30 protein-coding genes are annotated in these 26286 nt (G+C 66.0%); 17 read left to right on the plus strand and 13 right to left on the minus strand.

Annotated features, from left to right (window positions below; all coding sequences use genetic code 11):
- Positions 1-483 precede the first annotated feature (483 nt).
- Both ACR65J_RS19890 and ACR65J_RS19895 read right to left on the minus strand, forming a co-directional pair.
- Complete coding sequence (locus ACR65J_RS19890; protein ID WP_440172324.1) at positions 484-1164, minus strand: PASTA domain-containing protein; 681 nt, start codon at positions 1162-1164, stop codon at positions 484-486.
- Positions 1165-1232: 68 nt separating this feature from the next.
- The gene (locus ACR65J_RS19895; protein WP_440172327.1) at positions 1233-2495 is read right to left on the minus strand and encodes a GmrSD restriction endonuclease domain-containing protein; all 1263 of its coding nucleotides are present in this window, start codon (positions 2493-2495) and stop codon (positions 1233-1235) included.
- A 393-nt stretch (positions 2496-2888) separates the two neighbouring features.
- Between ACR65J_RS19895 and ACR65J_RS19900 the strand changes: the two genes are divergently transcribed.
- Complete coding sequence (locus tag ACR65J_RS19900) at positions 2889-3281, plus strand: VOC family protein (protein ID WP_440172329.1); 393 nt, start codon at positions 2889-2891, stop codon at positions 3279-3281.
- Positions 3282-3357: 76 nt separating this feature from the next.
- Here ACR65J_RS19900 and ACR65J_RS19905 read toward each other — a convergent pair whose 3' ends face one another.
- Positions 3358-3963, minus strand: coding sequence for an SOUL family heme-binding protein (locus ACR65J_RS19905; RefSeq protein WP_440172332.1), 606 nt, complete (start codon positions 3961-3963; stop codon positions 3358-3360).
- 74 nt (positions 3964-4037) lie between these two features.
- Positions 4038-4544: a DUF3592 domain-containing protein gene (locus tag ACR65J_RS19910; RefSeq protein WP_440172334.1), complete on the minus strand. Its 507-nt coding sequence runs from the start codon at positions 4542-4544 to the stop codon at positions 4038-4040.
- A gap of 132 nt (positions 4545-4676) precedes the next feature.
- Between ACR65J_RS19910 and ACR65J_RS19915 the strand changes: the two genes are divergently transcribed.
- Together ACR65J_RS19915 and ACR65J_RS19920 are read left to right on the plus strand one after the other, a co-directional pair.
- Positions 4677-5138 (plus strand): MarR family winged helix-turn-helix transcriptional regulator, encoded by a 462-nt coding sequence (locus tag ACR65J_RS19915; RefSeq protein ID WP_440172444.1) that lies wholly within the window; start codon positions 4677-4679, stop codon positions 5136-5138.
- Positions 5135-6391, plus strand: a complete 1257-nt coding sequence (locus ACR65J_RS19920) for an MFS transporter (protein ID WP_440172336.1) — start codon at positions 5135-5137, stop codon at positions 6389-6391. The genes ACR65J_RS19915 and ACR65J_RS19920 overlap by 4 nt, the downstream gene beginning before the upstream one ends.
- Before the next feature lie 33 nt (positions 6392-6424).
- Here the strand turns inward: ACR65J_RS19920 and ACR65J_RS19925 are convergent, their stop codons facing one another.
- Entirely contained in the window at positions 6425-6733 is a 309-nt protein-coding gene (locus tag ACR65J_RS19925) for a cupin domain-containing protein (protein WP_440172338.1), read from the minus strand.
- Between ACR65J_RS19925 and ACR65J_RS19930 the strand changes: the two genes are divergently transcribed.
- On the plus strand, positions 6732-6854 hold the full coding sequence (locus ACR65J_RS19930; RefSeq protein WP_440172340.1) for a hypothetical protein: 123 nt from the start codon (positions 6732-6734) through the stop codon (positions 6852-6854). The two genes, ACR65J_RS19925 and ACR65J_RS19930, sit on opposite strands and share 2 nt — an antisense overlap.
- A 59-nt stretch (positions 6855-6913) precedes the next feature.
- Here ACR65J_RS19930 and ACR65J_RS19935 read toward each other — a convergent pair whose 3' ends face one another.
- From ACR65J_RS19935 to ACR65J_RS19965, 7 genes are all read right to left on the minus strand, one after another.
- Entirely contained in the window at positions 6914-7300 is a 387-nt protein-coding gene (locus tag ACR65J_RS19935) for a VOC family protein (protein WP_440172342.1), read from the minus strand.
- 237 nt (positions 7301-7537) lie between these two features.
- Positions 7538-7861, minus strand: coding sequence for a hypothetical protein (locus ACR65J_RS19940; protein ID WP_440172344.1), 324 nt, complete (start codon positions 7859-7861; stop codon positions 7538-7540).
- A gap of 116 nt (positions 7862-7977) precedes the next feature.
- Positions 7978-8322, minus strand: coding sequence for an iron chaperone (locus ACR65J_RS19945; RefSeq protein WP_440172346.1), 345 nt, complete (start codon positions 8320-8322; stop codon positions 7978-7980).
- Positions 8323-8330: 8 nt separating this feature from the next.
- Positions 8331-8798 (minus strand): SRPBCC family protein, encoded by a 468-nt coding sequence (locus ACR65J_RS19950; protein ID WP_440172348.1) that lies wholly within the window; start codon positions 8796-8798, stop codon positions 8331-8333.
- Between the two features lie 44 nt (positions 8799-8842).
- A complete protein-coding gene (locus tag ACR65J_RS19955; RefSeq protein WP_440172350.1) occupies positions 8843-9760 on the minus strand; it encodes a 2-hydroxyacid dehydrogenase in 918 nt (305 codons plus the stop codon).
- On the minus strand, positions 9757-10539 hold the full coding sequence (locus ACR65J_RS19960) for a DeoR/GlpR family DNA-binding transcription regulator (protein ID WP_440172352.1): 783 nt from the start codon (positions 10537-10539) through the stop codon (positions 9757-9759). The genes ACR65J_RS19955 and ACR65J_RS19960 overlap by 4 nt, the downstream gene beginning before the upstream one ends.
- Positions 10540-10609: 70 nt before the next feature.
- Positions 10610-11752 (minus strand): Gfo/Idh/MocA family protein, encoded by a 1143-nt coding sequence (locus ACR65J_RS19965; protein WP_440172354.1) that lies wholly within the window; start codon positions 11750-11752, stop codon positions 10610-10612.
- Between the two features lie 139 nt (positions 11753-11891).
- Between ACR65J_RS19965 and ACR65J_RS19970 the strand changes: the two genes are divergently transcribed.
- The 9 genes from ACR65J_RS19970 (at position 11892) to ACR65J_RS20010 (ending at position 21828) form a co-directional block, all read left to right on the plus strand.
- Entirely contained in the window at positions 11892-12806 is a 915-nt protein-coding gene (locus ACR65J_RS19970; RefSeq protein ID WP_440172356.1) for a PfkB family carbohydrate kinase, read from the plus strand.
- Positions 12807-12818: 12 nt separating this feature from the next.
- Entirely contained in the window at positions 12819-13703 is an 885-nt protein-coding gene (locus tag ACR65J_RS19975; protein WP_440172359.1) for an aldolase, read from the plus strand.
- A 121-nt stretch (positions 13704-13824) separates the two neighbouring features.
- Positions 13825-15087: an ABC transporter substrate-binding protein gene (locus tag ACR65J_RS19980; RefSeq protein ID WP_440172362.1), complete on the plus strand. Its 1263-nt coding sequence runs from the start codon at positions 13825-13827 to the stop codon at positions 15085-15087.
- Positions 15084-16037, plus strand: coding sequence for a carbohydrate ABC transporter permease (locus tag ACR65J_RS19985; protein ID WP_440172364.1), 954 nt, complete (start codon positions 15084-15086; stop codon positions 16035-16037). Before ACR65J_RS19980 ends, ACR65J_RS19985 begins: the two co-directional genes overlap by 4 nt.
- Before the next feature lie 4 nt (positions 16038-16041).
- The gene (locus ACR65J_RS19990; protein ID WP_440172366.1) at positions 16042-16857 is read left to right on the plus strand and encodes a carbohydrate ABC transporter permease; all 816 of its coding nucleotides are present in this window, start codon (positions 16042-16044) and stop codon (positions 16855-16857) included.
- Between the two features lie 64 nt (positions 16858-16921).
- The gene (locus ACR65J_RS19995) at positions 16922-18361 is read left to right on the plus strand and encodes an NAD-dependent succinate-semialdehyde dehydrogenase (protein WP_440172368.1); all 1440 of its coding nucleotides are present in this window, start codon (positions 16922-16924) and stop codon (positions 18359-18361) included.
- Entirely contained in the window at positions 18362-19105 is a 744-nt protein-coding gene (locus tag ACR65J_RS20000) for a sulfite exporter TauE/SafE family protein (RefSeq protein ID WP_440172370.1), read from the plus strand.
- 43 nt (positions 19106-19148) lie between these two features.
- Positions 19149-20402, plus strand: coding sequence for an AGE family epimerase/isomerase (locus ACR65J_RS20005; RefSeq protein ID WP_440172372.1), 1254 nt, complete (start codon positions 19149-19151; stop codon positions 20400-20402).
- A gap of 184 nt (positions 20403-20586) precedes the next feature.
- The gene (locus ACR65J_RS20010) at positions 20587-21828 is read left to right on the plus strand and encodes an MFS transporter (RefSeq protein WP_440172374.1); all 1242 of its coding nucleotides are present in this window, start codon (positions 20587-20589) and stop codon (positions 21826-21828) included.
- 84 nt (positions 21829-21912) lie between these two features.
- Here ACR65J_RS20010 and ACR65J_RS20015 read toward each other — a convergent pair whose 3' ends face one another.
- Complete coding sequence (locus ACR65J_RS20015; protein WP_440172376.1) at positions 21913-22248, minus strand: cupin domain-containing protein; 336 nt, start codon at positions 22246-22248, stop codon at positions 21913-21915.
- Positions 22249-22365: 117 nt separating this feature from the next.
- Here ACR65J_RS20015 and ACR65J_RS20020 point away from each other — a divergent pair, with 117 nt between their 5' ends.
- The 4 genes from ACR65J_RS20020 to ACR65J_RS20035 all read left to right on the plus strand — a co-directional run bounded on the left by ACR65J_RS20020 (position 22366) and on the right by ACR65J_RS20035 (position 26240).
- On the plus strand, positions 22366-22773 hold the full coding sequence (locus ACR65J_RS20020; RefSeq protein ID WP_440172378.1) for a DUF1304 family protein: 408 nt from the start codon (positions 22366-22368) through the stop codon (positions 22771-22773).
- A 94-nt stretch (positions 22774-22867) separates the two neighbouring features.
- Positions 22868-24103, plus strand: a complete 1236-nt coding sequence (locus ACR65J_RS20025; RefSeq protein WP_440172381.1) for a mechanosensitive ion channel family protein — start codon at positions 22868-22870, stop codon at positions 24101-24103.
- Positions 24104-24157: 54 nt separating this feature from the next.
- Positions 24158-24910, plus strand: a complete 753-nt coding sequence (locus tag ACR65J_RS20030; protein WP_440172383.1) for an ArsR/SmtB family transcription factor — start codon at positions 24158-24160, stop codon at positions 24908-24910.
- Positions 24911-24950: 40 nt separating this feature from the next.
- On the plus strand, positions 24951-26240 hold the full coding sequence (locus tag ACR65J_RS20035) for a hemolysin family protein (protein WP_440172385.1): 1290 nt from the start codon (positions 24951-24953) through the stop codon (positions 26238-26240).
- Positions 26241-26286 lie beyond the last annotated feature (46 nt).

Here is a 26286-nt window from a genome sequence, read left to right on the forward strand (position 1 = left end):
AACAACAGACACACCCGGCACCACCCAAACCCTCGTTCAGGATCGCTCCGGAGCAACTTTTCAAACTTACCCGATCCCGCCCGGCTTTGCAAACCACGTTTCCGCGATCAAAAACCTCCAGGATCAGCCCCCACCCACCAACAGCACGCATAAAAGCGAACCATTTTCCAGGCCGTTCAAAAAGGGGGGGGGTTGGCCGCTATTTTTCCGCTTCAGCGGCGGCGACTCAGAAAACAATACCCGCACACAACCCCCACCGCAAATCGGGCGGAAGGAGGTGGAGAATCCTCGGAATTCCGCGGCAGGAGCGGCCTTCGGGGCACCCAAGCCGGCTTCCGGCGTCGCAATTCCGTCATGTGTGCTCCCGCACACCTCCCCACCCCGCCATGACCGTCGCTGTGCCGCCGGTACCCCACCAACGGAACGAGCCGTGGGCGCCTCCTGAGAATGGAGGCACCCACGGCTCGGACTGGTGACTACGGGCTACTTGGCAATACCGCCGTGTTTGCTGCAGGCGCCCTGCCTCGTCGTGGACGGCCACACGTAGCCGTCACTGCAGATGATCGCACCCCCGACATTGGGCACAGTGACGGCTGGAGCCTTTGCCGCTTGCTGCGCTGCCTTGGCGGCTGCGTCCCGGGCCGCCTGATCGGCTGCAGCTTCTGCAGCAGCAGCCTGGTCTGCAGCGGCCTTGTCAGCCGCGGCCTTTTCAGCAGCAGCCTTAGCGGCAGCAGCCTGTTCGGCTGCCACCTTCGCAGCCGCTGCCTTATCAGCAGCAGCCTTCTCCGCTGCCACATCGTCAAGGTTCTTGACGCCGAGGTGCACCGTGGAGCCCTTTGCTGCCTGTGCCCCGTTGGCAGGATCCTGGGAGATCACCTGCCAGTTGCTCTTGACGATGATCGACTTGCCCTTGGCACTATCCACTGCCTCAACCGTGAAGCCGAGCTTTTCCAACTGGTCTTTGGCCTTGTCCAAAGTCAGATTCACCACGGCCGGCACTACGACGGTCTCGGTTGTCTGCGAGACAGCCGTAGCGGTGGCTGTCCCGGTCGGCTGCGTCGCTGCCTGCTTGCCGCCGCACCCTGTCAGCATGAGGCCGGTCAGTAGAACCAAAGCAAGTGACGCCTTCATCCTGCCCATCGCTGGAACGGTTTTTTCTTTCATGCTTCCCCCTGGGAGTTCTTGTGATGGTGGTAGAAATCAGGGCCCGGAATGACCGGACGTGAACGTGCCTACTCGCAGGCGACACCGTCGGAGTCGCGGTCCAGCGCGGGACGATAGCCGGCCTGCCCCGCGTAAAGCGGCGCGGCGCCTGCAGCCCTCGCCGCCGCGCAGTTGGCGTAGTAGGCAGCAGCAGGTGCCGGCGCCGCAGGAGCCGGGGCCACCGGCGCTGGTGCAACAGGCGCAGGCGCCACGGCAGCAGGTGCGGGTGCCGGCGCGGGTGCTGCTGGAGCCGGCGCAGGCGCAACCGCAGCAGGTGCCGGGGCGGCCGCAACAGGAGCCGGAGCCTGCTGGTTTGTCGGCGCCAACTGCCCGGCGCAGTCGCCAAGGATCCGGGCAATCGCGTCGTGCTCCGCCTGGGTGACCCACAGCCCGTACGTCGCCTTCACCGAAACCTGCCGGGCAACGTACTCGCAGCGGAAGCCCTTGTTGGGCGGCAACCAGGTGGCCGCATCGCCGTCGCCCTTTTGCTGGTTCGTGGGCCCGTCCGTGGCCTGCAGGTTCAACGGATCGTTGGCAAATGCCGTCCGCTGCTCCGCGGTCAGCTGCTGCGCGCCCTTCTGCCAGGCGTCGCTCAAGGCCACCACGTGGTCGATCTGGACGGCACTGCTGGTGGCGGAACCCCGCACAAAGCTGATGGTCTTGCCCGTGTAAGGATCGGCCAGGGTTCCCGACTGCACCTTGCACGGCACACTGTTCGTGTACGAAATGCCGGTGAGGTCGCGTTTGAGGATGTCATTGCGGGTATCGCAGCCATTCCGGTCCACGTCCGCCCACGCCTGACCGAACTGCGCCCGGTCGTAGCCGGTCTTCGGCGCGCGGCCCTTGATGGGGAGGGTGGCCAGCAGGTCCAGGGCCTTCGTGGCGTAGGCAGGCTGCGCGTTGGGCGCGGTCGCGGTGACGCCGGCGGCAAGAACGTTTGGGTTCTCCGGATCCAGCGGTTCGCCCGTGGCGTCGGCAGTGGGACTTGGCGTGGACGACGGCGACGCCTTGGCTGTCGCCGTCGGGCTCGCCGTCGCTGGCGTCGCCTTGGCGGTGCGCTCCGAGGAGGCGGCCTGCAGGTCCGCGCTTGCAACGCGCGGCAGCGCGACAGCGCCACCGATGAACAGCGCCAAAGCCGCCGCGATCGCGACGGCGCCGGCCTTGCGTTTCGCGGGCAGCCACGCCCAGGAGCGCCGTCCAGTGAGCAGCACGTAGAGACCGGTAAGGGCTGTTGAGATGCCCAGGACAATCAGGGCTCCACCAATGCCGCCGCTCAGCGCTCCGAAAAGCATGAAGAGCCCGGTAATACCGGCAACAATGAAAGTGGAATAGCGCGGTTTCCGGGGCGGCCTCGGTGCCGGCGCGGAAGGAACAAACCCCAAAAGGGTGTCATAGTCGGACATTCATTTCCCCATTTACAGGGGGCCAGAGAATGATGCCCCCGCAATCCCAGGCCTGCTGCATAGCCCGAATAAACTCGTCACCGCCGAGCTTATGCACCCTACGGACCCGTCGGTGCAACCTTTAGTGATCCTCAGCCAACATTCGGGCACTCTTGAGGAAACCTTGAGGAAGAACAGTCGCAATTCGGCGCCTCTGCTTAACAATTTGCGGGTGGACAAATCCGTCCGCGGGATTTTCAACCGGCATTCCCTTGGGACAAGGCCAAAGATAGAGTGGCCTCCATGCAAATGCGCCTTGAGGTTGTGCAGGTCCCAGTTTCCGACGTCGACAGATCAAAAGCGTTTTACACCGACAAGCTGGGCTTCGTCCTGGACCACGATGTGGAACATATCCCGGGCATGCGGGTGGTGCAGCTGACTCCCCCGGGTTCTGGCACATCCGTGGTGATCGGCACCGGCATGACCACCATGGCGCCGGGCAGCCTGGAGGGCCTGCAGCTGGTTGTTCCCGACATCGCCGAAGTCCGCAGCGAGCTAGTCGGGCGGGGCGCGGACATCAGTGAGATTCAGGACCTAGGCGGCGTCCTGTTCGCCTACTTCAGCGATCCTGACGGCAACCGCTGGGTCATGCAGGGCCAAACCTCGCAGGATCTCCGGGACGAACACAGACCGTAGGAAGATCGGGCCGGACGTGAGCGGGCGTCCGCCCCAGAACCGAGAGACGTGAGCGGGCGTCCGGAGCGGCAGGACGTTACGACGACGGCGGCGCTGCCCCGCCGGGCTGGGGTTCCAGCACGTCCTGGACCACCTCGTTGTGGCGCAGGAACCAGGGTTTGAACGGCGGGTCGAAGCGGGCGAACCTTGTCGCGCTTACCGGAGTCAGGCCAGCCAGGGTGAGCGCCGACTGCAATCCGTTGTTGCGCCGCTCAAAAGCAGACGCCGAACCGCTCCCCGAAAAGCCCAGCACCGCGGCCAGAGAGCCGCGCACCGCCCGCACGCTGACCTTGGGGTCGTCGGGCACCGGAGCAGTCTCAGCAGTCACTCCGGCGGGCAGGACAAAGGCGACCGAGAATTCGGCTGGCTGTCCCGTCCCGGGCAGCGGGCCGCTTTGGAGCACCGGTGCAGTCATGGCGAGCTTTTGCGGTCCCGCCTCCTGGATCACCGGCGCGGTCATCGCCAGTTTCTGCCGGGCAGTGTTGCTGCCGCTGATGTAGTTGAAGAGGTACCGGAAGGCGGCGTTGCCCGCACGGTCAAAAGTCGCGTTCACGGTTACCTCGGCCACCACGTAATCCGGATACCGGCGCAGCTCGAAGTGCGGATAGCGCCGGACCAACTCATAGGGCTGCTGTTCAGTCATGGTGCGCACAGCCTACGCCCGTCAGGCTAGAGCGAACAGGCCAGGGACAGCCACGGACAGCCACAAGCCTGTTGCTACACCACCTGCTGCGTGCGGCGCCGCCGCAGCTTGGCCCGCAAAACAGCGCTGCCGATCAGGGCAAGCAACAGGAGACCCAGAATACCGAAAATGACCGTCAGCACCACGCCCACGCCACGGACCCATACGCCCTCGCTCTCATAGCCGGGCACAATGGCCCGCCCGGGATCATTTTCGGCATAGATGACGGTAACGCTGCTGCCCACCACGGGATGCTGGTCGTGGTCCACGGCGGCGAAGGTCCGGTGGACCACCCTGTCCGCGGCAGGGAATTCAACCTGCATCCTGCGCTCGGACGCCTTGGTGACATCGTTGAAGTGGACAATCGTTCCGGTCGCCTGGACACCCGAACGTGCAAGCTCCTCATCGGCATTGATCATGAAGCTGCCCACGCCGATCATGATGGGGCCCAGGCAGAGGACCAGGACAGTCACCGCCAGGTTCAGTTTCTTCTTCCACGACAGCCAGGGTTTACGGTTTCCGTCAATTCTGCGCCCAGTCACGGCCCCATTCTGCCGGACCTGTCACCAAAACCACATCCGCATCCATTGCCTCCGGCAACCAGCCGGAGCATAATAGTTAGCAGAACTAATTAGCATTGCTAATAAATGCCCGCAGGAGGCGCATCCATCTACATGTCCCCTACCCAAACAACGAACCAGGCAACCGCAGACCCCACCGCCCCGGACACGCTGGCCATCGACCTCCGCACCGCCGTGATGCGCACCTCGCGCCGGCTCCGCGTCGAGGCCACCGGCGAGATCATTACCCCCGGCCAGTACACCGTACTGGCCCTGCTTAGCGGCAGCGGCCCCAGCACCCTTCGGGCACTGGCCGAAAGTGAACACGTCCAGGCACCGTCCATGACCAGGATCGTCAACGCCCTCGCCGACCAGGGCTTCGTCACCCGGTCCGCCAATCCCGACGACGGCCGCCAGGTCCGCGTGGCCATCACCGAGGCCGGCAGGACAGTCTTGGCAGAGGCCCGGAGCCAGCGCACCGCCTGGCTGGCCCAGCGCGTTGCCGGGCTCAGCGAGGATGACCGGCTCACCCTCAGCCGCGCGGCCCGCATCATGCAGGAAATGAGCGGCAAATGAGCGCAATGTTCCGGGCCCTCGAAAACCCCAACTACCGCATCTGGGCCAGCGGCGCGATCGTCTCCAACATCGGCACCTGGATGCAGCGCGTGGCCCAGGACTGGCTGGTCCTGACCGTCCTCACCGACCACTCAGGTGCCGCCGTCGGCCTCACCACCGGCCTGCAGTTCCTGCCCATGCTGCTGTTCGGCCCCTACGGCGGGGTATTGGCCGACCGGTACCGCAAGCGCATCATCCTCATGTGGACCCAGCTGGCCATGGGTTTCACGGCCCTCGCCCTCGGCCTCCTGGTGGTCACCGGCACCGCCCAGTTGTGGCATGCCTACGTCGCCGCCTTTTGCCTGGGCGTGGCCAGCGCGGGGGATGCGCCGGCGCGGCAGGCCTTTGTTTCCGAGCTGGTGGGCCAGGACAACATCTCGAATGCGGTAGCGCTGAACTCCGCGTCCTTCAATACCGCCCGGCTCACCGGTCCTGCGATCGCCGGCGTACTCATCGCCTGGGTGGGGACCGGCCCGGTATTCCTCCTCAACGCCGCGAGCTTCATTGCCGTCCTGGTCTCGCTGTTCCGGATCCGCACCACGCAGCCTGCCCCCGTTACAAAGGGAGAGCGGAACAAGCACCAAGTGGCCGAGGGCATCCGTTATGTGCGGCGCCGGCCGGACCTGATGCTGATCATGGTCCTGGTAGGCATCCTGGGCGCGTTCGGCATGAACTTCCCGGTGATCAACTCGCTCATGGCCACCACCGAATTCAGCATGGGACCCAGCGAGTTCGGGCTCCTCGGCTCCATCATGGCGGTGGGCACGCTGGCCGGTGCCCTCCTGGCGGCGCGCCGCTCCGGCCCCCGGCTGCGGTTCCTGCTGGGCGGTGCTCTGGGGCTGGGGATCTCCACCATCCTGGGCAGCATCGCGCCGACATTCTGGGTGTACGCGGTCATCCTGATTCCTGTGGGCCTGGCGTCCATCACCTTCCTGAACAGCTGCAACACCAGCATCCAGCTCTCGGTGGAACCGCAGTTCCGGGGCCGCGTACTGGCCCTCTACCTGGCCATCCTCCAGGGCGGCACAGCCATAGGTTCCCCTCTGGTGGGGTGGATCGGAAGCGAGTTCGGCGCCCGCTGGTCCGTCGCGGCAGGTGGTATCGTGGTGCTGCTCGCAGGTATCGCCGCCGTTGTCGCGGTTACCAGGCGCAACCGGCTCACCCTGCGCGGCGTACTCAGGACGGTTCTCGGCCGGCGCGAGCCAGCTGTCTGAGTCGCTGGACAACAGGGGCGGCACGCCGCGCATTTATGGGGCTGGGTTGCTGACGATGTCCACCGAGATTTCGACAACCGGCACCGTTCCCTTGTTCTCAAGCCAGTGGGTGGTGTGGCGGTCCTCCTGCCAGCCCACCCCCGGCCCGTATTCGGTGACCAGGCCGTCCCGGTGCTCCGTGATGGTCCCCTGCAGGACGTAAACCGTCCCGGGCCGGCCCACGTGGTCATGGAGGGGCCCGAAAACTCCGCCAGGTTCGATGGTCACCATCCGCATGCGGAGTTGGCGCCCTTCCATGCCCTCAATCTCCCCGGCAAGATCCACCGTTGCCAGAAGCTCCATGGAGACGCCCTTCGTCTCCGGCACCGCATCTTCCGCACCCATTGCCATCCCTTCCTTCCGTACCGCTGACGACGGCGGCGCCGGCCTGCCGCTGCCACGCACCCGGGTGCGGGTGCTTTAGGCGGCAAGTGCCGGCGTCGTACTGTGAATGATGCTCCTTGAAGGTGCGGAGCGTGGCTGTCAGGCGGGCATTGAGGAGATATTGAGGATGTTGCCCTCGCTGTCGAGGAACCAGGCGCCCTGGCCCACGCCTTCCATCGTCGCGATGCCGTTCTCGGTCTTCAGGCCCGGCATGTCGTACTCTTCGAAAACGACGCCGCGGGCGCGGAGTTCGTCCACATCGCGCTGCACGTCATCGCTACCCCACCCTATCTGCGTGTTTTTGGCCGAACCCGCATTGTCCGTCTGGTAGATCATGAACGAGGTTCCCTTTCCGCAGCGGTAGACGACGCCGCCGTCGCCCATTGTTCGCTCCGGCTCCAGTCCCAGCTTGTCCCGATAAAACTCCTTGGCCCTGTCTATGTCCTTTGCCGGCAAAACAGCCATGACTTCCATATCTTTGAGCATGACGAATCTCCTTGTGTTTTGATGGCGATGCTCTCCCCCTGAAATGGTCCGGCCGTCCCCCGCCGGGCGTCGTGGCCGTCCTTCCCGCCGATTGCCGGGGCGGCCGCCTGGAACCCCTGGGTCCGCCGTGGCACCGAACAGCGGCGGGAGGTTCCCGAAGTCTACGAGGCCATTATGGGACCGAAAATCCCACTACGGAATAGGGGATTTAAACGCCCCTGAAGCGGCTTCTCCCTACTACTTGCGTGCCACCCAGATTGCTTTACGCAGGGCAGCGCCCGCTACGGATACGAGGGGAACAAGGCATACCAGCACGACGATGGTGTTGGGGCGGAAGGCCGGGCGGCCATTGACCGTCCGGTAGATGCCCAGTGGCACAACGAACCCGCCGCCGCCACCGCCGGAGGCCCCTTCCTCCGATTCGCTGCCGCCGCCGAAGCCGAAGGACACCAGCGCCACGGGCACGATCTCCTCCCCGCCCAGGTTCACGGGGGTGCCGTAGGCGCGGGTGACGCCCATGTTCTTAAAGGAGTCTGCAAGGGATTCAAGAGTGTCAGCCATGGCCTCACGTTAGGTGGCCAGGCGTGGCTGCAGGAAGGACCATAAGTCCTGAGGAGGGTCCCGGTCCGCCGGCAGGCGCCTGCCCTCCTGCTGTGGTGGCCGGCGTCGTCTGCTTCTTACTTCCGGATCTCCGCCATCCGCAGCCGCACAATGTCTTCCACCACGTCGTCGGGCACGGGGTGGTCCGCGGTGAAGCGGATGGTCCCCTTGGACAGCGAGTACCCTTCCAGCTGCCCGGCCACGGCTTCCACCACCGCGCTGGAAAAGGGAAAGATGGAAAGGTGCCTGGCTGCCGCGACGGCCGCCAACAGCGGTTTGCCCTCGAGTTTCAGGGCCGGCATGCCGTAGCTCATTCCCTCCGTGGCACCGGAAGCCAGAGAGCGTGCAATCTGCACCACATGCTGCAGGCAGCTTCGGTCCGGTTCATCCAGCGCGGCCAGCGCGTCCTCCACGGTGCCCAACGGGAACCTCAGCTCTTCCTGGCCGCAACGGTGGATGCGAGCGCCGCGAGCCCGCGCTTGTAGTCGGCGCCCACCATCTTGTCCATGTCCATGAACAGCGCGAACACCTTGCCCAGGCCCTTGTTCTCCCCGGTCATGGACCAGGTCACCTCGGTGCCGCCCGGCGCCGGGGTGAACGTGAATGACGTGGGGTTCAGGGCTTTGAAGGGCTTGGTGAACTGGAGCCGGATCCGGATGAGGCGTGACGGTACGGACTCCATGATTTCCATGCTGCCGCTGCCGGCCTTGCGGTTGCCGCTCCATTCGTATCCGGCACCGGCGCCGGATCCGCTGCCGAAGTAGCGGCGGCTCATGCCCGGGTCGATCGTCTCCCAGGGGGACCACCGGGTCCACTCATGGAAGTTGTTGACCAGCGGGAAGATCTCCTCTGCGGGAGCGGGAATGACGGCGCTGCGGCGGACTTCAAAAGTGGACATTGCCCCAGCATAGGGGCGGGGGCCGACGCGGTTAAGGGTTGAGGCTACGGGAGGACCACGTTCACCGGGTCCTTGCCCTCCAGCAGCAGCCCGATCTGCTTCCTGAGCAGCCGGACCATCCGGGGGAACATGGCCGAGCTGGCGCCGCCGACGTGCGGGGTGATGAGCACGCCCGGAGTGGTCCACAGCGGGTGGTCCGCCGGCAACGGTTCCGGGTCCGTCACGTCCAGGGCGGCACGGAGCCGGCCGCTTGAGGTTTCGGCGAGCAGGGCGTCAGTGTCCGCTACCGGCCCGCGTGCCACGTTGACCAGGAGGGCGCCGTCCGGCATGGCCGCGAGGAACTTGGCGTCCACCAGCTGCTGGGTCTGCTCACCCAGCGGAACACTGACCACTACGATCTCGTGCAGCGGCAGCTGCTCGTAGAGCGAGTCGATTCCGTAAACGGTTCCGTTTGCGTCCTCCCGCGCGCGGCTGGCCATCCGGGTGACCTCGGTTTCGAACGGCAGGAGCCGGGCCTCGATGGCCTTGCCCACTCCCCCGTAGCCCACCAGCAGCACCCGCCGGTCGGCCAGGCTGGGCCGCTGGCTGTTGTCCCACGTTCCGGTTTCCTGGTTCCGCACGAAATCCGGGATGCCGCGCTGGGAGGCCACCATCATGCCCACGGCGAGCTCCGCCGTCGACGTCTCATGGACTCCGGCCGCGTTCGCGAAGGTGACGCCCTCGGGCAGGACTGCGGCGACGCCGTCGTACCCGATGGACTGGCTCTGCACCAGGCCCACGTCAACGCCTTCCAATGCGGCGAGCGCTGACGGTTTGCCCATGTAGCCAGGCACCAGCAGGTCCAGCCGGCCCTCCGGCGCTGGTCCGGTCAGGTCCCACAGGACAAACTCGACGCCGTCAATGGGCGTGAGTGCGTCCAGCAGGTTGTGGGCGGGCAGGCAGACGCGGAGCGGGGCCGTCACGCGGCGACCATCAGCTTCACGTTGGCGGCGCTCAGGGCATGCTCGATTTCCCGAGGTGGCGGGACGTCCGTCACCAGCATGTCCACCGCATCCAAGGCCGCGAGCCGCGCCAGCGCGTACCGCAGCATCTTTTGGTGGGTTGCCACCACCACCACCTGTTCCGCTGAATTCATAAGGGCGATTTTAGTGGCGCGTTCCACATCGCGCTCAATATAGAAGGCCTCGTCGTGGATCCCGCTTACCCCGATGAAGGCTGTCTTGGCGCGCAGGCCTGCCGCCGCGCCGACCGTCATGGGGCCGTTGAAGGCCTGGCTGTCCAGCAGCAGCTCCCCGCCCAGGCAAATGGTCCGTGCCGCTGTCAGCTGGAGGCAGCGCTGAAGGGCGGGCACGGAGTGCGTGATGATGGTGCCGGTAAAGGACGTGGGAAGTTCCTGCGCGATCTGGTACGTGGTGGTGCCGGCGTCCAGGATGATGGCATCCCGCTCGCCGATCAGCGATACGCAGGCACGGGCCACCCGCAGCTTGGCATCCGCATCCTCCCGTACCCGTGCGGCGAAGTCTGCGTTCTGGCCATGCCCGTCCACTGCACTCACCCCGCCGTGCACCACCCGGGCCAGTCCACGCTTGGACAGGACCCGGGTGTCACGCCGCACGGTCATGTCAGAGACCGCGAACGTCTCCGCGAGGTCGTTCGTGGAAATGAAGCCCCTCCGGCCCAGCTCGTCCAGGATGGTGCGCTGGCGGGGCGTCAGCGGCGCCTCGTCACGTGCGGTGCTCATAGCTGCTCTTCCCTCCCCAATGTGCCGGCCAGGAGCCTGGCGGGATGTTGGACTTCCAACAAAAGTTCTTCTATGAACGTACCCCGGAAACGGCATTTGCAAGCTCCACGGGGCGTCCTTCCGTAATAGAACGTTCCGCTGCGAGGCCCATCCTGACCGACTGCAGGCCGTCGGCCACAGTCACTTCGACAGGGCCTTCGCCCAGGATGGCCTTCCGGTAGCCCAGGTGCTCGTAGTACGTGGAGCCGTGATGGGCACCGGCGGCCAGGACGGCCTCATCCACCGGGACCTCGTGCTTTTCCGGGCCCAGCGGGGAGCGCGGACTGAACTCCACGGTTGCTTCGGCTTCATCCCCGGGGATCCAGTGGTTGGCGGCCACCGGGATGAGGGTTTCAATCTTTGCGGCATCACCCACGATGGAGATTCGTTCCTGGAACTTGGATCCCTCGGCGAACATGGACAGTTCCAGCATGGCGCGGCGGCCGCCCTTGAAGTCGACAATCACGTAGGCGTTGTCCACCATGTCGGACACCCGGCCGTCATACACCTCGTCCATGTGGTTGACGTCGTGCCCGCCGCTGGCGTAGACGCGGACGGGCTCGTCCTGCAGGATCAGCCGCATCAGGTCAAAGAAGTGGCAGCACTTTTCCACCAGCGTGCCGCCGGTGCGCTTGGCGAAGCGGTTCCACGCGTCCACTTTGTGCAGGAACGGGAAGCGGTGCTCCACGATGGAGAGCATGTGGATGTTGCCCAGTTTGCCGCTGTGGGCCGCCTGGATGATTTCCTGCACGGGCGGCATGTAGCGGTATTCCATGGCCACCCACACCGGCGCGGGGTAGCTGGCGGCCAGGACTTCCAGTTCGTCCGCCTGCTCGGCGCTGGTGCAGACCGGCTTTTCCACGAGCACGGGAAGGCCGGTGCCGCTGGCGAAGATGTCCTTCAGGATGCCCAGGTGCGTGTCGTTGGGGCTGGCGATAACCAGCGCGTCCACCAGGCCCGCAGCCAGGAGCTCCTGGTGCGTGGCGAAGGTCTGCACCTCATGGCCGATTTCCGCGACCGTCTCTTGCAGGGACGAGGGAGTGGGGTCAGAGACTGCGGTGATGAGGCTGCCTGGAATCAGTGCAAGGTTCCGGACGTGTTCGCGGGCCATGTGGCCTGCTCCGATAAGGCCATACCTGATGGTCCGGGGTGATTCCGCAGAAGGCAATGACATGAGCTGCTCCGTTTCTCTACGTTGAGGGGGCCGGGACGGGGCGTTGCATCCCAAACACAACTATACAGAAAGTGTTGTTTTTCCAACATAGCGTGTGTATATTTCTTCAATACCAGCCGGAACTACAACGAGGTGGAACGTGCCCCAACCGTCAACTGGAACCCTGCTCTTCGTAGGCTGCGCCACCCTGGACTCCATCGCCCTGGTGCAGGATTACCCGGCAGCGGACAGCCGCACCGTGGCCACGGATTTTGCGACGGCGGGCGGCGGCCCCGCAGCCACAGCGGCTGTCGCAGCAGCCCGGGCAGGCGCAAACACTGCCTTTGCCGGGGTCCTGGGAACCGACGAAGAGGGAGACCGCATCATCAGCGGCCTCCAGGCGGAAGGCGTGGACACCTCCGCCGTCATCCGCGATCCGGGCGTCAAAACCGGCGCCAGTGTGATCGTGGTGAGCAAAGCCACCGAAAGCCGGGCCATCGTCACCCGCCCGGTCCCGCCCGTCAGCTTTCCCGCCGGCAGCCGCTTTGCCGGGCTTCTGCAGTCGGCGGCCTGGGTCCATGTGGACCACCTGGGCTGGAACGCCGTCGCCTCGGTGCCCGGCTTCAACCCCGGGAACCTGAACCTCAGCGTCGACGCCGGGAATCCCATCCCTGCCTTCAGCCCCCGCGGCGTCGCACTCTACGTGCCCACCATCGAAAGGCTCCAGGCGGAATACGGCGCCGGGCTCTCCCCCGAGGCCCTCCTGGGCAAGGCGCTCGACGACGGCGCCACCGCCGTCGTCGCCACCGCCGGCTCCCAAGGTGCCTGGGTTGTGGAACGCGGCGGCGAACCGGTCCACGTCCCGGCCACCCCCGCCACGATTGTCTCCACCCTCGGCGCCGGCGACGTGTACCACGGTGCCCTGCTCGCTGCCGTCGCCGCCGGCCTCCCGCTGGTGGATGCGGCGGTGTTCGCCGGCCGCACCGCCTCCGCCTCGTGCGGCGGACTGGACGGCCGCTCGGCCATTCCGCACCAGTCCATCACCCCTGTCCCCGTCTCCAACCTGACCAGCTGAAAGAAGCAGCCCATGAGCCACACCGACCTTTCCCCCCTGCAGCGCCCGTCCGGCGCCTTCGCGATGCTTGCCGTTGACCAGCGCGAAGCCATGCGCAACATGTTCGCCGAACACACCGACAAGCCCGTCACAGACGATGACCTCCGCGACTTCAAGCTCGAGGCTGCCCGCATCCTCACCCCCTACGCCTCCGGAATCCTCATCGACCGCCAGTTCGCGCTGGACCAGGCCATCGAAGCCGGTGTGGTGGACCCGGGTTGCGGGCTCATCGCCTCCGCGGACCACTTCGAATCCGCACACGGCGAACTGGTGGGCGAGGTGACCATCGACCGTCTGGTGGACCCGCACAAATACAAGGCCCTGGGTGTCAAGGCCCTCAAGCTGCTGGTGCTCTACCGCCCGGACGAGCCCGCAGAGGGCCGCGTGGCAATGGTCCGCGAATTCGTGGACAGCTGCAGGTCCGCCGGGTTGATCAGCATCATCGAACCCGTCTCCCGCAAACCCCTCGCCGGTGGTGACTTTGACTGGAACGCCGGCATCCTGGCCGCAGCCAAGGAACTGGGCAGCCTGGGCGCCGACCTTTACAAGGCCGAGGTCCCCTTCAAGGGCCAGGCATCCGAGGAAGAGGTCCGCGCCGCTTGCGCAGAGCTGACCAAAGCCATCGACGGCCCCTGGGTTGTCCTGTCCAGCGGCGTTCCCGAGGATGTCTTCCCCGACGCCGTCCGGTGGGCCTGCCTGGAAGGCGCCAGCGGCTTCCTCTCCGGACGCGCCGTCTGGGCCTCCTGCATCGGGGCCCCCGACGTCGTCGAATCCCTGTCCACCGACGCCGTCCGCCGGCTGCAGCGCCTCTGCGCAGTAGTTGACGACGTCGTCTCAACCCAAAGGGCCCACGCATAGGCGCAGATCGACCGCCGCAGCGTCCTCCCCGGGGCAACCCGTTTCCGCAGTAAGCAGCAAACAAGGCACAGCAACACTCAACGAGGAGATTATTGTGAGTCAGATTTCACGCAGGCAAGCTATGGCCATTCTCGGAGCCCTGGGCTTCGGCGCCACGGCGGCGGCGTGCGCAGGGCCCGGCGGCTCCACCTCGCCGGCCGGCGCCTCCGGACCGGCCGCACCGTCCACCGGCGCAGTGACCGGCAAGGTGTCGTTCGCCCACTGGCGCGGCGAGGACAAGGCGGTGTTCGACGAACTCATCAAGCGCTTCGCTGCAAAGCACGACGGCGTGGAGGTGGCCCAGGACATCTCCACCTCCAACGACTACAACGCCCAGGCCCTGCAGAAACTGCGCGGCGGCTCCATCGGGGACGCGTTTGCCACCTTCCGCGGCGCGCAGTTCAAGAACTTCACGGAAGCCGGGATCTACACCGAGCTCAAGGACAGCCAGGCGGTGAAGAACTACCAGAAGGGATTGCTGTCCGCCGGCCAGAACGGCGACAGCCAGCTGGGCCTTCCTTACCAGGTGGTGTTCCCCATGCCCATGGCCAACGTGGACCTCTTCGACAAGGCCGGCGCCGAGATCGCGCCCAAGAACTGGGATGCGTTCCTGGCCATGTGTGAAAAGCTCGCTTCCGCCGGGGTCATCCCCATCTCCTGGCCGGGCGGCGATGTGGGAAACGGCGGCCAGCTGTTCAACTGCATGATCGCCAACAACGCCCCGGTGGAGGACATGTGCGCCCAGATCGAACAGGGCAAGCTCAAGTGCACCGACGACTGGTTCATCAAGATGCTCAACCAGTACAAGGACCTGAAGCCCTTCGTGCAGCCGAACGCCACGGGCACCGCCGTGGAGCCGGCCCAGAACCTGTTCTCACAGGGCAAGGCCGCCATGCTGGCCACCGGTTCGTACCACATCGCCGCGGTCCGGGGCCTGGGCGCCAAGTTCCCCATCGACCTGGTGTTCCCCAACACCACCTCCGACGGCAAGGGCAAATATGAGGGTGCCTACAACGCCACCTTCATCCTGGGCGTCAACTCCGCCAGCAAGAACCAGGCCGCCGCGGCAGCCTGGATCGATTTCCTCTCCGAACCCGAGAACGCAGGCTACTACGCCAACCAGACGGCCCAGCATGTTTCCGTGGACAAGGTGGAATACACCAACCCGGACCTGAAGCGGCTGAGCCCCTGGCTGCAGAAGAAGACCGCGCTGGCCGCCCGCTTCCAGTTCAACAACCTTGACGTCCGCAACGCGGTGGAGGCCAGCGCCACGGCCGTCATCTCCGGCACCAGCCCGGAGCAGGCAGCCGCTGCCGCCCAGAAGATTGTTGACGAACGGCTATGAGCATCCATCCCGGAACCGCTGCCAAGCGCAAGGCGCCGGAGAACCAGGCCGCCAGCGCCGCCAAGGTGCGCCGCCGCTCCCCCACCCGGGTGAATCCGGCACTGTACCTCTTCCCGCTGCCCGCAGTCGCCGTCGTCGCCTTCTTCCTGGTGATGCCCACGCTGCAGGCGTTCCAGTACGCCATCACGGACTGGAACGGCTTCTCGGCGGCGTTCAACTACGTGGGCCTGGACAACTTCATCCGCGCGTTCACCAAGGACTCGCTGTTCACCAACGCGCTGACCAACAACCTGAAGTTCGTGCTGCTGGTGGTGATCGCGCAGACGATCTTCTCACTGGTACTGGCGCTGCTCCTCACCAAGAACTCCCGGGGAAGCATCCTGCTCCGTGCGCTGTTCTTCTTCCCCACCATCCTGTCCTCGGTGTCAGTGGCCTTCATCTGGAAGTTCATCTACGACCCCAACTTCGGCCTTGCCAACTCGGTCCTTCGAACTGTGGGGGTGGACGGCGGCGCCTACCTCGGTAACGACGCCCAGGCCCTGTACTGGGTGGCCGTCACCCAGGTGTGGTTCCACTCAGGCCAGATGATGGTGGTCTACATTGCCGGGCTGCAGGCCATCCCCCGGGAGCTCTACGAAGCGGCGGAGATGGACGGCGCCAACAAATGGCAGCAGTTCAAATCCATCACCTGGCCGTTCGTGGCCCCTGCCACGTCCATCGTGGTGGCCTACACCACCGTGCAGTCCTTCAAGGCCTTCGACCTGATCCTGGGCATCGCCGGGAACCCGCCCAAGAGCTCCCTGGACATCCTGTCCACCCGCATTTACAGCACCTTTGCCAACTCGGAGTTCGGCTACGCCGCCGCCCAGTCGATCATCTTCATGGCGATGATCGCCCTGGTCACCTGGCTGCAACGTCGCCTGCTCCGGCTGACCCCGAAGGGGGACTAGCAGCATGCTCGCCTCGCTAAGCCGCCGCGCCATCCTGGCCATCTATGCGGTCATCATCATCATTCCCCTGACAGTAGTGGCCTTCGGCAGTTTCAAGTCCACGCAGGAACTCTTCGCCGGGCCGTTCAGCCTCCCGCACTCCCTCTCCCCGGACAACTTCGCCGAGGTTGTGGGCGGCCAAAACCTGGGCTCGTCCTTTATCAACAGCGCGATCGTCACCGGCATCTCCGTGCCGCTCACCCTGTTCCTGGCCAGCCTGGCCGGTTACGCCGTCTCACGGCTGAAGGGCTTCATGTCCTGGGCCATCTTCGGCTTCCTGGTGCTGGGCATGGCCATTCCGGCGCAGGCCAACATGGTGCCGCTCTACGTTCTCTTTGGCAGGCTTGGCCTGCTGGACAGCCTGGCCGGCCTCATCCTGGCCAACGTGGTGTCCACGCTGCCCATCGCAGTGTTCATCCTGGGCGGTTTCATGCGGACCCTGCCCAAGGAACTCTACGAAGCCTCCTCCATCGACGGCAGCGGGCCCTGGAAGACATACTCCTCCATCGCCCTGCCGCTGTCAGCACCCTCCATCGCTGCAGCCGCCATCTTCCTGTTCGTCATCCACTGGAACGAACTCCTCTACCCGCTGCTGTTCATCCAGACCCCCGGGAACCGGACGCTGCCGCTGGCACTGCTCAGCTTCCAGGGCGAGTTCCAGACCAACTACCCCTTGCTGTTCGCCGGCGTCATCCTGGCGTCCCTGCCTGTGGTGGTGGCCTACGTCTTCCTGCAGCGCTACTTTGTTGCCGGCATCACGGCCGGCGCCAGCAAGGGATGAGTACGACGACGGCGGGCAGCACCTGCGGCGGCAGCCCCCTCCCAGCCAACGAAAGGCACCATTCATGAACCTCAAGTCAGCCCGGCACCTGATCAACGGCAGCTGGCACACTGCCGGAACCGCCAAGGACGTGACAGACCCCGGCAACGGCAGCACGGTAGGTGAGGTGGCCTGGGGCGGCACCCAGGAAGCCACGAAGGCCGGCGACGCCGCGGCGGAGGCTTTCAGTTCCTGGTCGCACACCACCGCACGCCACCGCGCCGACCTGCTGCGCAACGCCGCAGACCTGCTCGCAGAACGCCGCGACGAACTCGCGCACACCCTGGCGCTCGAAGCCGGCAAGCGGCTCCCCGAAGCGCAGGGGGAAGTGGACTTCTCCGTGGAGTACTTCCGCTGGTTTGCCGAGGAGGCACGCCGGGCCACCGGCACCGTCAGCCCGCCCGAGCTGCACGGCCGCCGCCACCTCAGCAACCGCAAACCCATCGGCGTGGCACTCAGCCTGACGCCCTGGAACTTCCCGGTCTCCATCCAGGCCCGGAAGCTTGCCGCGATGCTTGCCGCCGGCTGCACCGTGGTGGGCAGGGTGTCGGAGAAAGCCCCGCTGGCCGCCACCGGACTGTTCGAGGTCCTGCATGATGCAGGTTTCCCCGCCGGTGTGGTGAATCTGGTCCACGGGCCCTCCCGCGAAGTCACCGCCGCCCTGATGTCCCACCCGGCTGTCAGGGCCGTCAGCTTCACCGGCTCCACCGGGGTGGGCCGGCAGATCATGGCTTCGGCCTCCGAACGTGTGGTCCGGCCGCTGCTGGAACTCGGTGGCAACGCACCTTTCATCGTGTTCGAGGACGCCGACCTGGACGCCGCGGTCGAAGGTGCCGTGCTGGGCCGGCTCCGCAACACCGGCCAGTCCTGCGTGGCCGCCAACCGGTTCCTGGTCCAGGACAGCATCGCGGAGGAATTCGCACGGAAGCTGGGGGCCCGCTTTGATGCCATGAGCATAGGCCACGGAGTTCCCGACGACGGCGGCCCGGTCCCGGACCTCGGTCCCGTCATCGACGCCGAAAGGGTGTCCGCGGTGCAGGCACTGGTGGACGACGCTGTGAATCGCGGCGCCCGCCGAGTGACGCAACGGACTTCCGTCCCCGAGCAGGGGTCCTTCCTGGCACCCACGCTGCTCACGGACGTCCCCGACGACGCACTCCTGGTGACTGAGGAGGTCTTTGGCCCGGCGGCCGGCGTCGTCACCTTTTCCTCCGAGGAGGAGGCCATCCGGAAAGCCAACGCCACGGAGATGGGCCTGGCCGCGTATGTCTGGAGCGGCAGCCCCAGGCGCGGCTGGGACATTCCCGAGCGGCTCGAAGCCGGCATCGTGGGCGTCAACGACCCCCTGCCTTCCGTAGCCTTCGCCCCCATGGGCGGCGCCAAGCAGTCCGGCCTGGGCCGGGAAGGATCAAGCCTGGGCCTCGAAGAGTTCGAGGAGGTCCAGTACGTGGCCTGGAGGCCGTAAGTGCTGACCACCGGGCTGGTGCTGGGCGCCGTCGTCATGGGTGCAGGGATGCAGCGTGTCACCGGGATGGGCTTCGCGCTCGTGGCCGCTCCCTTCCTGGTCCTGCTCCTGGGGCCGGTGGAGGGAGTGGTGCTGGTGAACGTGTGCGGGGCCGTGACGGCGGGAGCCATCATCTTCCGGGTGGTCCGGGACATCGACTGGAAGCGGTACTTGCTGCTCGCGGTCTCGGCCCTGGCGGGCATCATCCCGGCCGCCATCCTTATCCGCCTCATCCCGCCGGCCGTCCTGGAGATCTCCATCGGTGTGCTCCTGGCCGTCGGCCTGACCGTCCTGCTGGTCCTGAAATCCGCCACGCTGCCGGAGCGCCGGCGCTACCTCTTCACCGCCGGTGGCCTCAGCGGCTTCATGAACACAGCCGCGGGCGTGGGCGGCCCGGCCGTCAGCATGTACTCCATCGCCACCCGGTGGCAGCACAAGTCCTTCGCTGCCACCATGCAGCCGTACTTCTTCACCATCGGCACCTTCTCGCTGATCTCAAAGGCGATCAGTGCCCCAGATTCGTTCCCAGTGCTGCCGTTGGCCATGTGGCTCGCCGTCGCCGTCGCCTGCCTGGCAGGGCTGGTGCTCGGCGACTTCGCCGCCAAACACGTCCCGGCCCGCGCGGCACAGATCCTCCTGATCATCCTGGCCTACCTGGGAGCGGCGGCCACCATCATCCGCGGCATCTCCGACGCCGTAGGCTGACCCGACATTTTCACTTGCACGCCTACCAGAAAGAGGACATGACATGACGTGGCTCGACAGCCCCGCCCACGCACGATGGCTCGAGGCGGAAACCGACCGGCTGATCCGTTTCGCCGAGGCTTCCAAGGTTCCCACGGGATTCGGCTGGTTGGACAACTACGGCAAGGTGTTCGCCGACAAGCCGACCCACCTCTGGATCACCGCACGGATGACCCACAGTTTCGCTGTTGCCGCGCTCATGGGGCGGCCGGGTGCTGCGACACTCGTGGACCATGGCATCGCGGCGCTCAACGGCGTCCTCCACGACGACGAGTTCGGCGGCTGGTATGCCGAGGTGGACCAGAACGGTCCGGTCAACGACACCAAGTCCGGCTATCAGCACTCCTTCGTGCTCCTGGCTGCTGCGAGCGCCGTTGCGGCGGGGCGCCCCGGAGCCCGGGAGCTCCTTGACGAGGCGTTGCGGGTCGCCGACACGAAGTTCTGGGACCATCAGGGCAACATGTGCTTCGACTCGTGGAACAGGGAATTCACCGAAACCGAGGCCTACCGCGGTGGAAACGCGAGCATGCACTCCGTGGAGGCCTACCTCATCGTGGCCGATGTCACCGGCGAGAACCGCTGGCTTGAACGGGCGCTGCACATAGCCGAGGTGCTGATTCACAAGTTTGCGCGGAACAACAACTACCGGGTGTTCGAGCACTTCGACCCGGAGTGGAACCCGATGCCGGAGTACAACACCGACGACCGTGCCAGCCAGTTCCGCGCCTACGGGGGAACGCCCGGCCACTGGGTGGAATGGGCGCGCCTGCTCCTCCACGTCCGCGCCGGGCTCGAGTCCCGCGGCCTGGACGTTCCGGACTGGCTCCTCGAAGACGCACGCGGCCTGTTCGACGCCGCTATCCGGGACGCGTGGGAACCGGACGGCCATGCTGGATTTGTGTACACCGTGGACTGGGAGGGCAAGCCGGTGGTCACCACCCGCATCCGCTGGGTGCCCGCTGAGGCAATCGGCGGCGCAGCGGCCCTGTACATCGCCACCGGCGAGACGAAGTACGCGGACTGGTATGAGCGGATCTGGGACCATGCCCGCGACTGGTTCATCGACTACGAACACGGATCCTGGAAGCAGGAGCTCGACGAAAACGGCAACGTCAGCTCCACCGTATGGTCCGGCAAGGCTGACATCTACCACCTATGGCACTGCCTGGTGGTCCCCCGCCTTCCCCTGGCACCCGGGCTGGCTCCGGCAGTGGCGGCAGGCCTGCTCGACGCCCGCATCAATGGAACCCTGGCTTAGGAAGATGACAACATTGCCCGCCGGCAGCGGAAGCCGGCGGGCAACCAAACTGGACGGGGCAGGACGGGAGCGGGGCGCCGTGTCACACGTATGACAGCCCGTTTGATCCTGTAAATTTAAGGGAGGAATTGCAGGCGCGCAGAGCCGCATTCCATCCCCCTTCCCTTGAATGGATCACTCCCCCATGTCTTCCGCGATCCCTGCGCCGGGACCTGCCCGCTTTCCCTACGCCGCGATGGTGGTCCTGGCCACCATCGCATTTACCGCCATTACCACAGAGCTGCTCCCGTCCGGGCTGCTGCCGCAGATCAGCACCGGCCTTGGAGTCTCCGAGCCGGTGGCCGGTTATCTTGCTGCCGCCTATGCCGCCGTCATAGTGGTCACGGTGGTCCCGGCCGCACGGCTGCTGGGGAAGATCCCGCGGCACGCCCTGCTGGTGGGGCTGGTGCTGACGTTCGCGCTCAGCAACGCACTGGTGGGACTGGCACCGGATTTCACGTCAGCGATGATCGCCCGGCTGGTGGGCGGGCTGGCACACGGATTGCTCTGGACCACCATGGCACCGTTCGTTTCCCGCGTGGTCCCTGCTGACAAAGTGGGCAAAGCCCTGGCGATCGTGTTCAGCGGCAACAGCCTGGGGCTGGCCATCGGTGCACCGGTGGGCACGGCGCTGGGCGGATTCCTGGGCTGGCGTGCCGCGTTCATGGTGCTCGCCGGGTTCGGCGTGGTCCTGACGGTCCTGGCGTTCTGGCTGCTCCCCCGCGTCCAGCGCATTTCCGACGCTGCCCGGCCGTCGCTCCGCAAGGCGATCGGCCAGCCGGGAGTGAAGTCCGTGGCCATCGCCTGGCCGCTGCTGGTCCTGGCGCACTTCGCCCTGTTCACCTACATTGCACCCTTCATCCGCGAGGCGAACCTTCCGGACTACGCCACCAGCCTTTCCCTCACGGTGCTCGGCGGGTCCGGCCTGCTGGGCATTTGGATTGCGGGACTCACCGTTGATTCGCGCCCCCGCCGTTCGCTGCTGATCACGACGGCGGCCATCGCCGCCTCCATGTTCCTCCTGCCTCTCGCAGTCGGAAACCTGCCCGTGGCCCTGGTGCTGATGACCATTTGGGGAGCGGGCCTGGGCGCCATCGGCATCTACAACCAGTCGGCCATCCTCCGTGCCGGCGGGGAGTACAGCGAGGCGGCGAACGGGCTCACTGTCCTGACCATCCAGCTGGGCATCACCATCGGTGCGCTTTACGGGTCCGCCGCTTTGGTGGTGGGCGGCCCGCTGCTGGTTCCGGCCGCGGCTGCGATCCCCGTGGTTGCCGCGTTCGTGATCACCCTCGCCGGCAAGAGGTACGCCTACCCGCCCGGTCCCCGGGAACGCATCTGGCTGGAACCCCGGCCGGTCACCGACAAGGTCAAGGACCCAGCCTGATCCTTGCATCGATTGCTCCGTAAGTGTCGTTTTGAGCCGTCAAAACGACCGGTACGGAGCAATCGATGCCACCGTACCGGCCGTTCAGTCGCGGTACTTGGCCACCGTGAAGAGGAACGTTGAGTCTTCCTCGGCATGAAGGCTGTGCAGGCCTGGCGGGACGATCAGCAGGTCGCCGGCCTTGCCCTGCCATGACTCGCCGCCGGCCTTGAGGCTGACGCAGCCCTGAATTACGAAGACTGTGGCGTCGCCCGGGTTCTGGTGCTCACTCAATTGGGTTCCGGCCTTCATGGCCATGACGGTCTGGCGGAGGATCTTCTCGTGGCCGCCGTACACCGTGTCCGCAGCCCGGCCATTGGTGGAGGTGACCGCCGCCTCGAGCTGCTGCCGGGCCAGCGCGTCGATCGATATCTTCTGCATGCGCCCAAGGCTACCCGCGTTCGCGTACAAGGGGTGCGGATTCTTTCCCAGGCTGCAGCCGGAGAATCCCCTGCCGAGGGGATGGAGCAACAGTCCGGCCGGGCCTATCTTCGCATCATGAACGCCATGTCCCAGATCTTCGCGGTCCTGGCCGCGGTCATTTATATCTTTGTTTTTCCCGTGGAGAGCTTCCTCCTCCGGCGTAGCAGGTGGGCGCAGAACTTCCTGAGTACGCCTCCGGAGAATGTCCCCGCGGTGATGATGTGGGCCATCCCCACCGGGTACAGGAACCTCGCGGTTGCGCTGGGGGTGGTGGCGGGCGTGGTCGCGGCCAACTCCGGCCAGCTGGTGGTGGGATACACGCTGGTGGTTTACTGCTGCGCCAACATGGTCCTCACGGCACCCACCATGCTGCTCGCAGACCTCCAGGGCCATTACCCCAGGAAATGGGACAGCGTGCCAGGAACCCTCGCGGCCACGGTCCCGGCCTTGGTGGCCCTGCTCCTGCTGCCTTTCGGGCCTTAGCTTTGCCGGAGCGGCCCCACAGTCCCAGCCAAACCGGACAGGCCACTGGGTACCGGATTTCGGCGTCCGGCAAAGGCTTGATAGAGGTTAATGAATGCTCGACGTCCTGAATCCCGCCCTGCCCTTCATCGCCATGGCCCTGGCGGTGGTAGCGGGACTTGCCCTGTCCTGGCTGCTCCGCAAGATCGTCCTGAAGCTCAACCGCAAGCGGCCCGAGCTGCAGGCCACCTCCAGGGTGGCCCGCCAGCCGCTGCGGCTGGCACTCTGCCTGGTGGGCGTCCGCGCCGCGCTGGGGCTGACGGCTGCGGGCGAAAGCTGGCACGCCGGCGTCGACCATCTCCTGCTGATCGCCATGATCGGGGCGTTCGCGTGGCTTGCCGTCGCGGTCCTGCTGATCGTGGAGGCCGTGGTGCTGACCCGGCACAGCGTGGACGTGGCGGACAACCGGAGGGCGCGGCGGCTGCGCACCCAGATGATCCTGGCCCGACGCATCGCCGTGGCACTGGTGGTGGTGCTCGCCGTCGGCACGGCAATGCTGACCTTTCCCGCGATCCAGGCCCTGGGGGCCGGACTGCTGGCGTCCGCGGGCGTGATTTCCATCGTGGCAGGCCTCGCCGCGCAGACCTCGCTGGTGAACGTCTTCGCCGGCATGCAGCTCGCATTCACCGACGCCATCCGCGTGGATGACGTGGTGGTGGTCCAGAAGGAGTGGGGCCGGATCGAGGAAATCACCCTCACCTACGTGGTGGTCCATCTCTGGGACGACCGCCGGCTGATCCTGCCCTCCACCTACTTCACCACCACACCGTTCGAGAACTGGACCCGCCGCCAGTCCGAGGTGATGGGCACCGTGGAGTTCGACCTGGACTGGCGCGCCCCCGTGGAGGACATGCGCACTGAACTGCGCCGGGTCCTGGCCGGCACAGAACTGTGGGATGAGCGCGTGGGCGTCCTGCAGATCACCGATGCCACCGGAGGCTTTGTCCGGGTCCGGATCCTGGTCAGCGCCGCGGATAGTGCCGCGCTCTTCGACCTGCGCTGCCTGGTCCGCGAAACCATGGTCACGTTCCTCCAGCAGGACCATCCCCAGGCGCTGCCGCACCAGCGCTGGGAGCAGGCAGCGGACGACGGCGGCACGGCCGCCAGGCGCAAGGGACCACTGCGCGGGCTGGGTGCGCCCGCTGCCGCCGGCTCGCATCCGCCGGCCGATCCGCACGAATCGCAGCTGTTCACCGGTTCCATCGAGGCGGTGGAGCGTTCGCGCGCCTTCACGGGGCCCGGCGACGAGGTGTTCGAGGAGCGCGACCGAAACTTGGCCTCCAGGAATTGATCCCGCGCCGGAAAACCCTTGATAGGTGACCATATGGTCACCTATCATTGAGGGATGGACGACGTGTTCAAAGCACTCTCCGACCCCACCCGCAGGGACCTGCTCGACGAGCTGTTCCGCGAGGACGGCCAGACCCTGGGAGCACTTGAGGCACGGTTCACCATGAGCCGGTTCGGAATCGCCAAGCACCTCCGCATCCTGGAGGACGCAGGCCTGGTGGTGACGCGGCGTCGCGGGCGGGAAAAGCTGCATTTCCTGAACCCTGTCCCCATCCGCCTGGTCCACGACCGCTGGGTCAGCAAATACGCAGAACCATGGGCCGCTGGCCTCAGCGACCTCAAATCCAGATTGGAAAGTCCCATGGAAAAAATCTTCGAAATCTACATCAAGACCACTCCCGAACGGCTCTGGGAAGCCATCACGGACAGCGACATCCGCAGCAAGTACCAGTTTGGCAACACCCTCGAATCCGACTGGACACCTGGCGGCCGTTTCGAGATGGGCAACCCGAAGGCCGGCCAGATCCTCGGCGAGGGCGAGAACCTTGAAGTGGATCCGCCGCGCCGCCTGGTCCAGACCATGCGGGCCCTCTGGGGTGAGGACGTCAAGGCCGAGGGCACATCCAAGGTCACCTGGGAGATCGAGCCCGTGGGCGATTCCTGCCACCTCACCGTCACGCACAGCGACCTGCGCGAGGGCGCCAACGAGCAGCTCTACGGCGGCTGGCCGATGATCCTGTCCGGCCTGAAGACGTGGCTTGAAACCGGCGAGAAGCTCACCACGCCGGGCTCCCTGATGTACACGTAGGGGACGCGCCAACCGGTCTGCGGATCGGTAAGGTCAAGTCATGGACAGCGGCGCCCTGGTCAATATCGCGTTGGTTCTCGGTTTCGTGCTGCTGGGCGGGGTGTTTGCGGCGGCGGAAATGGCCCTGGTGTCCCTGCGCGAGAGCCAGGTGCGCCGCATCGAGAAGTCCGGGAACACCGGCGCCCGGACAGCAGCGCTGGCGCGCAACCCCAACCGGTTCCTCTCCACCGTCCAGATCGGGGTGACCCTGTCTGGATTCTTCTCGGCAGCCTATGGCGCCTCGGCGATCGCGCCCGGCGTCGTCCCCCTCCTCGAAGCCCTGGGGCTGGGCGCGGCTGCCGGACCCGTGTCCTTCATTGGCATGACCCTGCTGGTGGCCTACCTGTCCCTGGTCCTGGGTGAGCTTGCCCCCAAGCGGCTGGCGCTGCAACGACCCGTCCCGTTCACGAAGCTGCTGGCACCCCCGTTGGTCACCCTCTCCCGGGTTATGCGGCCCGTCATCTGGCTCCTGTCCCTATCCACCGACGCTGTGGTCAAACTCCTTGGCGGCGACCCCTATGCCAAGCGGGAGGGCATCAGTTCCGAGGAGCTCTGGGACATGGTGGCGGAAAACGAACTGCTCGAAGAGAGCAGCCGGACCATCGTGGCCGATGTGTTCGGCGCCGGGGACCGGACGCTGCAGGAGGTGATGCGCCCCCGAACGGAGGTGACCTTCATCGACGGCGCCATGAGCGTCGCCGATGCCCGCAGGATGGTCAGGGACGGCCCCTACTCCCGCTTCCCGGTGATCGGGAGGAGCCCTGACCACGTCCTGGGCTTCGTGCACATCCGGGACCTGATGCCCCGCGACGAGGTGCAGGACCAGTCACCCGTGCGGAACCTTGCCCGCGAAATCCTTCCCCTGCCCGGGACCAACCGCGTACTGCCGTCGCTGTCCCGGATGCGCAAGACCAACCAGCACATCGCATTGGTGGTGGACGAGTACGGCGGCACGGACGGCGTGGTCACGCTCGAAGACCTGGTGGAGGAACTGGTGGGCGAGATCTACGACGAGTACGACACCGGGGCCGAGCACGAGGACCGGGTCAACGTGGCCAACGGGTTCATTGACGTAGACGGCGGCCTGATCCTGCAGGAGTTCAAGGCCGCCTCCGGAATCGCGCTCCCGGAAGGCCGCTACGAAACGGTGGCCGGGTTCATGATGGACCGCCTGGGGCGACTGCCCCGTGCAGGCGACCGGGTGCAGATCCCGGGATACGTGTTGACGGTCCTCAGCATGGACAGGCTCCGGATCGCCCGGATCCGGGTCACGCCGGTCAACGGCCGTTAGCTGCTGCCGCGTGCGGGGACCAATGGCCCTACGGGCGGGGACGGGC

This window comes from Arthrobacter sp. SAFR-044 (assembly GCF_059414985.1).